10 protein-coding genes and 1 pseudogene are annotated in these 11,168 nt (G+C 45.7%); 7 read left to right on the top strand and 4 right to left on the bottom strand.

Annotated elements, in window-relative coordinates; translation table 11 throughout:
* Positions 1–134: pseudogene (locus tag RIC07_RS21930) on the bottom strand (MerR family DNA-binding transcriptional regulator); the annotation flags it as partial.
* Between the two features lie 127 nt (positions 135–261).
* On the opposite strand from RIC07_RS21930, the gene RIC07_RS21935 reads away from it, so the two are divergent.
* The 3 genes from RIC07_RS21935 to RIC07_RS21945 all read left to right on the top strand — a co-directional run bounded on the left by RIC07_RS21935 (position 262) and on the right by RIC07_RS21945 (position 2,666).
* A complete protein-coding gene (locus tag RIC07_RS21935; RefSeq protein WP_446347561.1) occupies positions 262–480 on the top strand; it encodes a hypothetical protein in 219 nt (72 codons plus the stop codon).
* A gap of 144 nt (positions 481–624) precedes the next feature.
* A complete protein-coding gene (locus RIC07_RS21940; protein ID WP_044211041.1) occupies positions 625–882 on the top strand; it encodes a hypothetical protein in 258 nt (85 codons plus the stop codon).
* 197 nt (positions 883–1,079) lie between these two features.
* Positions 1,080–2,666: a glucose-6-phosphate isomerase gene (locus tag RIC07_RS21945; protein WP_446396379.1), complete on the top strand. Its 1,587-nt coding sequence runs from the start codon at positions 1,080–1,082 to the stop codon at positions 2,664–2,666.
* Positions 2,667–2,699: 33 nt separating this feature from the next.
* Here RIC07_RS21945 and RIC07_RS21950 read toward each other — a convergent pair whose 3' ends face one another.
* The gene (locus RIC07_RS21950; RefSeq protein WP_446396380.1) at positions 2,700–4,544 is read right to left on the bottom strand and encodes a tetratricopeptide repeat protein; all 1,845 of its coding nucleotides are present in this window, start codon (positions 4,542–4,544) and stop codon (positions 2,700–2,702) included.
* A 375-nt stretch (positions 4,545–4,919) separates the two neighbouring features.
* Positions 4,920–5,684 (bottom strand): ADP-ribosylglycohydrolase family protein, encoded by a 765-nt coding sequence (locus RIC07_RS21955; RefSeq protein ID WP_446396381.1) that lies wholly within the window; start codon positions 5,682–5,684, stop codon positions 4,920–4,922.
* A gap of 233 nt (positions 5,685–5,917) precedes the next feature.
* Here RIC07_RS21955 and RIC07_RS21960 point away from each other — a divergent pair, with 233 nt between their 5' ends.
* The 3 genes from RIC07_RS21960 to RIC07_RS21970 all read left to right on the top strand — a co-directional run bounded on the left by RIC07_RS21960 (position 5,918) and on the right by RIC07_RS21970 (position 8,436).
* The gene (locus tag RIC07_RS21960; RefSeq protein ID WP_446396382.1) at positions 5,918–7,057 is read left to right on the top strand and encodes a glycosyltransferase WbsX family protein; all 1,140 of its coding nucleotides are present in this window, start codon (positions 5,918–5,920) and stop codon (positions 7,055–7,057) included.
* A 421-nt stretch (positions 7,058–7,478) separates the two neighbouring features.
* Positions 7,479–8,108, top strand: a complete 630-nt coding sequence (locus RIC07_RS21965; RefSeq protein WP_446396383.1) for a hypothetical protein — start codon at positions 7,479–7,481, stop codon at positions 8,106–8,108.
* A 136-nt stretch (positions 8,109–8,244) separates the two neighbouring features.
* Positions 8,245–8,436: a hypothetical protein gene (locus tag RIC07_RS21970; RefSeq protein WP_446378456.1), complete on the top strand. Its 192-nt coding sequence runs from the start codon at positions 8,245–8,247 to the stop codon at positions 8,434–8,436.
* A 258-nt stretch (positions 8,437–8,694) separates the two neighbouring features.
* Here the strand turns inward: RIC07_RS21970 and RIC07_RS21975 are convergent, their stop codons facing one another.
* Positions 8,695–9,171, bottom strand: coding sequence for a DUF29 domain-containing protein (locus tag RIC07_RS21975; protein WP_446396384.1), 477 nt, complete (start codon positions 9,169–9,171; stop codon positions 8,695–8,697).
* 290 nt (positions 9,172–9,461) lie between these two features.
* Between RIC07_RS21975 and RIC07_RS21980 the strand changes: the two genes are divergently transcribed.
* On the top strand, positions 9,462–11,045 hold the full coding sequence (locus tag RIC07_RS21980) for an NAD(P)H-hydrate dehydratase (protein WP_446396385.1): 1,584 nt from the start codon (positions 9,462–9,464) through the stop codon (positions 11,043–11,045).
* Positions 11,046–11,168: the final 123 nt, after the last annotated feature.

The following is an 11,168-nucleotide window of genomic DNA, read 5'->3' on the forward strand; positions in this document are numbered from 1 at the left end:
CAACAATATCGATAAGACGATGACCACCAGCGCTCCGAGAAGATTGTATTTTACCATTGAGTTCCCATCGGTGCAAAGTGCAAGACTGTGGCACCTAGTCGAGTGGCTGCTTCTTGGGGGGTTAAACTAGACATTGCCTGATTATATCATAGAAAATGTCTAGTTATGTCACTAATTGTCTAGATATTTACCGACTGTTAGTTAACCCGTACCATTCCTATAAGCAAACTATAACTTACTCAATTGGAGTATTCTTTCCTGATGAATTTACTCAGAGGTCGATTGCAACGCTTAACCCAACAGTTACCTGATTTAGTGGATCAACTCCCTGATGAAAGCTTGGCAGACGCCTGGAAAGTGCTGCAACCGTTCTATTATGACTTGTATATGCTCTGTGCCATGCAAGAATCCATGCGAACAATTCGCCCCGGAGATGCGATGACCCGTGAAGAAGCGCTGCGACTGCTAAATCTGCCGTGACTGAAGGGGCGGGTAAGCTATTTGAATAGTAGGTAGGGTGTGGGGTGTAGGGTGTGGGGTGTAGGAAACAGTGCGGCTTCTTGCAGAAAGCTAAAATCTTCCCAGAAAGACTAGAATGATTCGTGGGGAATCGGGGTATATCCTGTGAGTCTAGAAGTACGCTATGCGCGGTCTTTTTTACAAGATCTCAAAAGCCTAGAGTCGGCTGCCTATCAGCAGGTCTATGACGTGGTTTTTGAGAAGTTCATGCATCTCAGGAGCATTCACGACTTGCCAGGGCTTCACCCCATCGGCTCAGATGCTATTTTTTACCGATTTACCATCGACAACTATATGGTAGGGATTGAAGTGACGGGTCACATCGTCAAGTTTTTGCGCGTGTTGCCCAAGCCGTATATATGAGAAGGCTCCAGGGCAGAAGGCAGGGGAAGCAGAGGGAGCTGGGGGAGCTGGGGGAGCCAATGTAGAGACGTGCCATGGCACGTCTGGAAGCTGGGGAAGGCTGATAAGACTAAGCGACGGGAAAAGGAAAACTGACAACTGATCCCCGGACAACATAAACTTGTGATTGGAAAAAACAGGAATTTGAGAAGCTACTTATGGACGCCCCTGCACTCTGGCAACGCTATCAGGACTGGCTCTATTACCACCAAGGGTTAGACTTTTACCTCGACGTCAGCCGTATGCGATTTGATGATGCCTTTGTCGAGGCGATGCGACCTAAGTTTGAGAAGGCATTTCAGGATATGGAGGCATTGGAGGGGGGCGCGATCGCTAATCCTGATGAAAATCGGATGGTGGGTCACTATTGGTTACGAGATCCTGACATAGCGCCAACTCCCGAACTGCGCCAAGATATCCTCACCACGTTAGAGAAAATTGAATCCTTTACTGCTAAAGTCCATAGTGGTGATATCCATCCCCCAGGTTCATCTAGATTCACTGATATTCTTTCCATTGGCATTGGCGGTTCAGCATTAGGTCCTGAGTTTGTCGCTGATGCCCTTGCCCCTAACGTCCCGCCCTTGGCGATTCATTTTATAGATAACACTGATCCGGCAGGGATTGATGCCACTATTGCTAAACTGCAAGATCGTCTGGCTAACACACTTGTCTTGGTAATTTCTAAGTCTGGAGGAACGCCGGAAACCCGCAATGGCATGATTGAGGCAAAAAAAGCTTATGAATCCCAGAAACTAGACTTTGCTGCCCATACCGTGGCGATTACGGGTGAAGATAGTAATTTAGAGCAACTGGCGAAATCTGAAGGGTGGCTGGCGACGTTTCCGATGTATGACTGGGTAGGAGGACGCACGTCAGAAATGTCAGCAGTGGGACTTTTACCCGCCGCACTGCAAGGGATTGATATTCACCAGATGCTAGCAGGTGCGAAGGAAATGGATAGTGCTACCCGTGTCCATAATCTCCACGAAAACCCGGCGGCGTTGCTGGCACTTTCCTGGTATTTTTCGGGGAATGGTCAGGGTGAAAAAGATATGGTGGTTTTACCTTACAAAGATAGCCTGCTGCTATTTTCTCGCTACCTCCAGCAGTTAGTTATGGAATCCTTGGGTAAAGAAAAAGACCTCGATGGTAATACTGTACATCAGGGAATCGCCGTTTACGGTAATAAAGGTTCAACGGATCAACATGCCTACGTGCAGCAGTTGCGCGAAGGGGTTCCCAATTTCTTTGTCACCTTTATTGAAGTATTGCGCGATCGCGAGGGACACTCCCCACAGGTAGAAGCCGGGGTAACATCCGGTGACTATTTATCCGGTTTATTACAGGGAACCCGAAAAGCCTTGTATGACAATCAACGAGATTCGATTACCGTGACCATTCCCCAAGTCAATCCTCGCACGGTTGGGGCGCTGATTGCTTTATATGATCGGGCTGTAGGATTGTACGCCTCCCTGGTAAATATCAACGCTTACCATCAACCTGGAGTGGAAGCCGGGAAAAAAGCCGCCGCTGCAATTTTGGATTTACAGAAACGGGTGATTCAGGTGTTGCAGGATCAAGGAGAACCGATGTCTTTATCACAGTTAGCTCAGAAAGCGGGGGCGACTGATCAGATAGAAGCCATTTATAAAATTCTGCGCCATCTCCACACCAATCAACGGGGTGTGGTTTTAGAAGGAAAACTGGGAGAACCGAGTAGCTTAAAAGTGTCTGCGGTTTAATCTAAAACAGTAGGGGCTTGGTAACTAAGCCCCTTACCACAACCATTGCCACCAGCTACGATTAGTCTTCTTATGAGTGCGGAGAATGGATAAATTCTTCCGAAATATAGCCGTATTAGGATGCTCGTGTCCTAAGTGCTGTTCACTCAAACTTAATGCCTGAACTAATAGCAATTCTGCATCTCTGTAGCGTTTTTGAGCATTGTAGAGTCCGGCTAAATTGTTAATGCTAGTTGCCACAGCCGGATGGCAATTGCCTAAAAGACGTTTTCTCACCTCTAAGGCTTGTAAATAAAGGGGTTCAGCTTCACTGTAGCGACCTTGAGCATAGTACAATAATCCTAAATTATTGAGGCTACTGGCAACATCAAGATGGCAATTGCCTAAGAGAGATTTTCTCACCTCTAAAACTTGCAGATAAAGGGGTTCAGCTTCACTGTAGCGATTTTGAGCATAGTAAAGTCCTGCCAGATTATTCAAGCTGGTGGCAACATCAAGATGATGATTACCTAACAGATGTTTTCTCACCTCTAAGGCTTGCAGGTAAAAGAGTTCAGCTTCACTGTAGCGACCTTGGGTATAATAAAGTCCTGCCAAATTATTCAAGCTAGTGGCAACATCAAGATGTTCCTCGCCAAAAGCAGCTTGGGCGATAGATACGCACCGCTGAAACCAGGATTCTGCCTGATTGCCCACTCCCTGATGCTGATAAAATCTACCTAAGCGATCGAATAGCCAAAGTAAATCCGTTAATCCTTGACCTTTAGAGAATTTGCCCAAACTGTCAAATAAGCAGAGTAAATCTTCATCCCTTACGGCTGATTCTAGGGTGTGGGCTACTTCTTGAATGTGAGGCAGGATCTCCTCCAAAAACGTTATCTGCTCGCGGGTAGGATGATCAGGAATTTGCTGAACCAGTTCAATAAGAATAGCGGTAAAAGCCTGCCTGAAGTCATCAGCCTGAAGTTTTCTTAAGGGTGGTGCTTTATTCTTGCTTTTTTGGGAAACTCCTGAATTAGCAATATGAGGGTTGTCTCGTTGACACGAACAAGTGGAATTTGTAATCGGAAAATAGAGTTGCTGCTCAATCAGGCAATCTTCAGCAGACCCAGGGACGTCAGGATAAGGGGAAAGAAATGAAGACCATTCTCTAGGAGGTGGCGTCTGCGAGGCTGAATCGTCATGGGAAATTTGCTTTGGCAAAGAAGACTGAGTATCCGGTTGAGGGGACTGGGAAATCGGCTTGGACGACGCCTGGGGTGGGAACGGAAAAGGAGGGTGAGACACAAAGACGGTGGGTGCATCCAATGTCTCCAGTTTTTTGCGAAAAAACTCCCGAATTAAGGGCTGAACTGTGTAGCAACCCCGGCGATTTGGCACTGCCTCAATTAAACGCCACTGATACAGTTGAGTTTGGGCTTGGTCGAGATCTGCCTGTCTCCAATGCAAAAAATCACTGGCATAGTCTAACCATTGCCACCGCCAAAGGGTTGGGGCAAATAAGCTCAAAAGTTGACCAACCTGCTGGGTTAGGGGATTGAGTTCTCTCCAAACCCATTCCAAGATGGTGTTGATTCCCCATTGGAGTGTCGGTTGGCTTGGCGGCTGGCTTGCTGCATCAGGATGTCGCGCTTCCAGCCGTTTGAGCATATCAGTTAAAGACATATCGGGGTGTTTGGCTAAGTATCGCCCAACTAATTCTATGCCTAACGACAGATATCCCAGCCATTCACATAATAGGGGTACAACCTTCTGTGCGCCTCGATCCTGCAACATGCGCTCTTTACCCGCTAGGGCTGTCAAGAGTTTCCACGCTTGTTCGGGTGACAGCACATCTGGGGATTGATCCCCCTTACCGCCTTGATCTGGCTGCTGCATTATCATCTTTCATCTTAAATCGTTCAGATAGATGCTCCCCTACAAAGCGTGACAATCTACTCAGCAAGGAAGTATAAGGGTTCTGACTTGCTGTTACACAATGGCAACTTGCTCGCAGTCGGTGATGAGTGGTTTCTATCTTTCAGGTTGCAGTCTGAAAGGCACTCAAAGCCGTAAGACAATGTAAAACAAGTAATACATTTAATATTCTATGATAATTTACGCAAACGCTGCAATCAGCGTCGCGCTGGGAAGTCATTGAAGTAGTGGTAAATTTTTCGGGAAGAATAGATTAAAGATGAGCCTACTGAACGGGTGTTCTACTCAGATATTGCATGAGGAGTCAAAAACCGATTAGCTGGCGATTGGTGCAACTTATGAAATTGAATAGTTTAAATTAAATTGATCTGCGATCGCGCCTAGACGCTGATCAAGAATCGTTAATGTTTGTTGAGCTATTTCCTGGGGAACACCACCATAAAATGCTTGAGCCATTCCACCTGTAATACAGGCAAGCGTATCACTATCCCCGCCGATAAAAATAGCATTCCGAATGGCATCTTCAAAGTCAGTTGATTCTAGAAAAGCGATCATTGCCTGAGGAATAGAACCCTGACAAGAAACTGTTGCAGGTGCAATCTGATCTATCGTTTGATTTAAGTCATAGTTAAATGTGGTTTCAACATAATACTTGATTTCGGTCTTACTGTGACCTATCCGTGCTAAAAAAATAGCCGAAGCGGTGGCTTGTGCGCCTTTAATTCCTTCGGGATGATTATGAGTAACCTCTGCACTGCGTTTAGCTTCCTGTAACACCGTATCCAGATCATCAAAGGCAAAACCAATCGGACTAACTCGCATCGCTGAACCATTGCCCCAACTATTGTAAGGTTCAACATCATCTGACATTCCCCACGCCTGAAAATTCATGCCATATCCGGCATTCGGATACAGGCGATAGTATTGCTTGAGTTTTTCGGTGTAATTTCCTGACGTGAGAAGGGTATCAGCGACGGCGATAGTGAGTACCGTGTCATCGGTAAAATAACGCCTCGGATTGAACAGATCAAAATTTTTGGTTTTGATACTGTGTCCTTCATAAATTGAGCCAACAATATCTCCAGTAATTGCACCTAACATAATTGACCGTTGAGTTTACAGCACTTTCCGCTCTTATGGGATACATTTGATCCCCCTAAATCCCCCATGGAACAAAAAGCGAAGCAACATCTGGTCTCCCCCTTTTGAAGGGGGACGGAAGGGGGATCTAATAGGGGGACGGGAGGGGGATCAAAAAAGGGGAGAACGAGAGGGGTGGGAAGGGGGCTGAGGGGTTAATATAAGCCAATGATATCCATGAGGACATTTACGGAATGACAACCAAACCCTTAAAATCAGCAAAAGCTCGTCTAATTGCGTTTTATCTGCCGCAATTTCATCCGATTCCTGAAAATGATCAAGCCTGGGGAAAAGGGTTCACGGAATGGGCAAATGTTGCCAAAGCCAAGCCCTTATTTCCTGGACACGACCAACCTAAAATTCCGGCTGATTTAGGCTTTTACGACTTGCGTTTACCCGAAGCCCGACAAGCGCAAGCGGATCTGGCAAGAGAGTATGGAATTGAAGGGTTTTGTTATTGGCATTATTGGTTTGCGGGTAAGCGGGTTTTAGAACGACCGTTTAATGAAGTATTAAAATCAGGTGAGCCGAATTTTCCGTTTTGTTTAGCTTGGGCAAATCAAACTTGGACGGGGATTTGGCATGGTTGTCCGGATCGGGTTTTAATTGAACAAACGTATCCTGGTTTGGCAGATTATACGACTCATTTTTATACGCTCTTGGAGGCGTTTACTGATCCCCGTTATATCACGGTTGAGGGTAAACCTCTATTTTTGGTTTATAATCCGGAAGAGTTGCCAGATTCAAAACAATTTACGAACTGTTGGAGAGACTTGGCGATTAAATCCGGGTTAAAGGGACTCTATTTAGTTGGAGTTGCCCGACATGAATACTGGTTTCCTGAACCTAATGGGTTTGATGCATCTATTATTATCAATCCGGATTATGCTTTTACGCAGGATTCAGCCCGAATTTTTCCAGAGAAGCGGAGTTTAACGAAAGTTAAGCAAAGGTTTAGCGCATTCTCATCCCGGAGGTTCTACCAAAAATATAAACGGTTTTCGGATTATCCGCTACTTTACTCTTATGAAAAAGCGATTAAGTGTGCTTTTAAGGGCAGTCACCCGTATTTTGTCACTTATCCCTGTATCTTTCCGAATTGGGATAACACGCCGAGAACAGGTATCTATGGATTGGTGTTTCTGAAATCAACGCCTGATTTATTTAGAGTTCATCTGCAAGAGGCGATTGAAACGGTATCGGAACGGGAACCTGAAAAGCGGCTAATTTTTATCCGTTCGTGGAATGAATGGGCGGAAGGGAATTATTTGGAACCGGATATGAAATTTGGTAAAGGATTTTTAGAGGTTATTCGCGATGAAATCTATAGTTGAAACTCAAATCAGAATCGGCGATTGAAATCGCTGCTACACAAACATAGGCGAAGCCTTCCCGAAGGGTAGACCGCCTGCGCGGACTGGATGATAAAGAGCTTTTAAAACCAGGATTTGCTATGATTGTTGTGTTTCCTATTTAGCAAGCTAATGGAAAATTGTAGAGCGTTAGTGAGTTCGCGAAAAATGATCTGACTTTTTACAGGAAGCCTCGAAACCTGCGAAAGTCAGGGCGGGTTTAGTCACATTTAGGCGCAATTGAAAAGATAGTAGTAAAACCTGCCATATTCACTCGAATGTTGTGAAAGATTACACGCCATGTTCGACTAGCGACGTGAAGAATAAATGTCGTGAACAGTCAAGAATAATAGCCTCTTTTATTAGGATAAATTGCATTTAGTAACAGAAGTGAAAAACAACCATGTCATACAGTGATTTTACTTTAGAATACCTAGAGAACGACTTTAATCTAATTATTCAAGAACGAGTTGAACTCTTTGACTCCGTAGAACCTGTCCTGCCTAGCCCTCTATTGAGTGAAACCTTAGAGGAAAATATTCCTCTGGCATTAGAGATTAATACGGAAAAAGCGCGTTCTGAGATGATTGTTACTCCTATCCTCATCGAAGTTCGCCGAAAATGCAACCGCCAAATCAGCCTATTTTCGGGAACTGACTTTAATGTTGATAAAGATCGAGGACTTAACGGTCGATGTGATTTTATTCTCAGTCATTCGTCCAAACAGTTGGAAGTGACAGCACCAGTCGTCACACTGGTGGAAGCTAAGAATGATAATATTAAATCAGGAATTCCTCAATGTATTGCTGAGATGGTTGCAGCTCAAATTTTTAACGAACACAAAAATAATGAAATTGCTTGTATTTATGGAGTTATTACAACCGGAAGTATTTGGAAATTTCTTAAATTAGTCAAAACGACAGTTTCTATTGAGCGCGGGGAACATTATCTGAATAATTTGGACTTGATTTTGGGGATTTTTTCACAGATGATCCAGACAACTCGTCCTCGATCTCTACCCTTAGAACTCTAAGGTGTGCGATCGCTTGACTTGTGCAACTATTTTGTAGCATTATGAACGATAGGTAGGGTCAGGGCGGGTTTATTCACGTCTAGGTCTATTGCAGCAGATAATAGTAAAACCCGCCCCTACAAACTTAACTCCTGCTGTGTCTATCACCATTATCGATTCAGTGCAAATTGAACAGGCTGATGCGTTGACCCGCTATTGGGCTTGGCAAGCGGCAACTGTTATTATTTCAGATGGTGCTTATGGATTAGGACTTTTCCCAGGTGATCCGCCAACACCAGCAGATTTAGCTGAGCGGATTAATTCGTTTCTGTTCCCGGAATTCCTGTGATGGTAATGTAATGGTACTGGTGTGGCACACCAAGTTTGATAGATTAACCTTACGCCGGGAAACTGTAGGGGCGCAAAGCTTTGCGCCCGATTTAATGGTTAAATATATTCCACTATTTTAGCTAGGTTATGCCAATAAGCGGAGCATTTTTTCTGGGTAAACTAACGCCATCGTTAGCTTGAACTAAACGAAATGTTTGTCGTAACGCAGCAAACGTTGATGGCGCTAAAGCGCAACTACGAACGTCTAATATTCGGCTTAACGGTATTCCTCTGGATCAAAAGTCTCTCCAGGAAAAAGGTTGTTATTGAAAATATGCTCCAGAGAATAAGGGCATTCTGGGGGAAAGGTTTTGTAACTCAAAGAGGTTTCGCGAACGGCTAAATCTAAGGCATCTTGGTATCCATTCTCTAAGGCTTCAGGTAGGTAAGGTTGCAGACTGGGACTTTTTTTAAGCAGCCGTTCGATGCGACGGCGTTGTTCCCGGATAGTGGCAAACCAACTCCTTGAGCGCTTATCAGATTGAAACTCCCATTTGAGCAAATGTCCTAATAAAATTCCCAAGCGATTTTCCAGCTCTTGCCGTTCCTGTCTACCCAATGCTTCTATCTCCTCAACCAAGTTGGGAATATCTAACTGACTCCACTTTTGTTCCTGGAGCAATTTTGCTTGTTCCTGTGTCCATCCATAAAAGTCGAGTTCGTAAGCTGGAGACGATTTATTGGTTGTTTTCATTGGCTTATTTTGTGGCTAATCTATTGATAAGTAGGTGGACTTTCATTAAAGTTAACGGTTGAGATTAGGCAACAGGCAACAGGCAACAGGCAACAGTAAGGATTGATCGGCTTCTTCACATTTCTTAGTACAGCATACAGAATTTATGTCCAGGTACTTAGTCTAACAATCCGGGTTTATCGCAAAAGGCAGAAGGCTCTAGGGCAAACAGGGAGTTACTTAGGTTTGGCAAGTTGCTCATCTTTCAGGGGACTGATGCAAATCAGCATCTGATGGCGCAATAATCAAAGATGGCGAAATGGGGAATAACTGCTGTGCAACCGACAAAGCGACGCGAACAAATTGAACAAATCGTAGTTACCGCTGAGCAGATGCGCGAGATTGAAGGGCGTATCTTTGAGGCAGGAATGCCTGTCGCGGCGTTGATGGAAAAGGTGGCGGGGTTGATTACGAGGCGGATTCAAACCCTTTATCCCTATCCGCAAACGCGGCGTGTGGGTGTGTTAGTGGGTCCGGGACATAATGGTGGTGATGCTTTGGTGGTGGCGCGGGAGTTACAGTGTCAGGGCTATGAGGTGCTGATTTACCGTCCGATTAATAAGCTTAAGGAATTAACCTCGCAACATGCTGAGTATGCGGAAAGTTTGGGGATTCCTTTTTATGAGCAGATTCAGCCGTTGCTGGATTGTGATTTAATTATTGATGGATTGTTTGGCTTTGGGCAAACGCGATCGCTCGAAGGAAATCTGGCGGATACGGTTAAGCAGTTGAATCAACTCTCCCAACCTATCCTCAGTATCGATTTACCCTCTGGGATTCATACGGATACCGGGGAAGTCTTGGGTACGGCACTTCGGGCAAGTCGCACGTTCTGTTTGGGGTTGTGGAAGCAGGCTTACCTGCAAGATCAAGGATTGGATTATCTGGGTGAGGCGGAATTAATTGATTTTGGTATCCCCTTGGCGGATATTTGGGCAGTTTTGGGTCAATCACCGGGACGAATGCGGGTGACATCCTCCATGGTGCGGAATTGTCTGCCGCTAAAACGTCCAGCCGCTACTTATAAGTATAAGGAAGGGCATCTACTGCTGATTTGTGGCTCAACCCAATATTCTGGCGGTGCCATTTTAACCGCACTGGGGGCGCGGGCGTCTGGGGTGGGGATGCTGTCTGTGGCGGTTCCGGAATCGCTGAAACCGTTATTAGTCAGTCATGTCCCGGAAGCGCTGGTGATTGGTTGTCCGGAAACCCCCAGTGGCGCGATCGCACAACTTCCTGATTCTGTAAACTTAAGTAAATTTAGTGCGATCGCCTGTGGTCCGGGTTTGACGCTGGATGGGAAGTCTTTGGTACAAGAATTAATGGGGGTAGAATGTCCTCTGATCTTAGACGCCGACGGCTTAAATAGTTTGGCGGAACTAAAAACGATTCCTACGTTAATCCGGCGTCAGGGGGCGACGGTGTTAACGCCTCATGTTGGTGAGTTTAAGCGGTTATTTCCTGATTCGGCTGAGTTGCTTCCCGATCGCGTGAGTGCGGTACAGAAGGCGTCTCAGTTGAGTCGATCTGTGATTTTATTAAAAGGTGCCAGAAGTGCGATCGCTCATTCCCAGGGATCGGTTTGGTTGGTGCCAGAAAGTACACCCGCCTTAGCCCGTGGTGGGAGTGGGGATGTGCTTACGGGGCTGATTGGCGGTTTAGTCGCACAGCCCACTACAGCCAAATTTCCCTTAGACGCCACCGTCGCGGCGGCGGCTTGGTGGCATGCCCAAGCTGGGATTTTAGCCGCACAGGAACGCACCGAGTTGGGCGTGGATGCTTTTACCTTGTCAGAGTATCTCATCCCCGTATTTCAAGGGGGTGTAGAGACGTAGCATGCTACGTCTCTACACTATCCTGTTCCCTGTTCCCTGTTCCCTGTTCCCTGTTCCCTGTTCCCTGTTCCCTGTTCCCTGTTCCCTGTTCCCTGTTCCCTGTTCCCTGTTCCCTGTTCCCTG

Source organism: Coleofasciculus sp. E1-EBD-02 (assembly GCF_040218245.1).
Lineage (GTDB): Bacteria > Cyanobacteriota > Cyanobacteriia > Cyanobacteriales > Coleofasciculaceae > Coleofasciculus.

Coding starts and splice junctions, on each gene's coding strand:
- RIC07_RS21935 (WP_446347561.1), top strand. CDS start 262: ATGAATTTACTCAGAGGTCGATTGCAACGCTTAACCCAACAGTTACCT.
- RIC07_RS21945 (WP_446396379.1), top strand. CDS start 1,080: ATGGACGCCCCTGCACTCTGGCAACGCTATCAGGACTGGCTCTATTAC.
- RIC07_RS21950 (WP_446396380.1), bottom strand. CDS start 4,544: ATGCAGCAGCCAGATCAAGGCGGTAAGGGGGATCAATCCCCAGATGTG.
- RIC07_RS21955 (WP_446396381.1), bottom strand. CDS start 5,684: ATGTTAGGTGCAATTACTGGAGATATTGTTGGCTCAATTTATGAAGGA.
- RIC07_RS21960 (WP_446396382.1), top strand. CDS start 5,918: ATGACAACCAAACCCTTAAAATCAGCAAAAGCTCGTCTAATTGCGTTT.
- RIC07_RS21965 (WP_446396383.1), top strand. CDS start 7,479: ATGTCATACAGTGATTTTACTTTAGAATACCTAGAGAACGACTTTAAT.
- RIC07_RS21975 (WP_446396384.1), bottom strand. CDS start 9,171: ATGAAAACAACCAATAAATCGTCTCCAGCTTACGAACTCGACTTTTAT.
- RIC07_RS21980 (WP_446396385.1), top strand. CDS start 9,462: ATGGCGAAATGGGGAATAACTGCTGTGCAACCGACAAAGCGACGCGAA.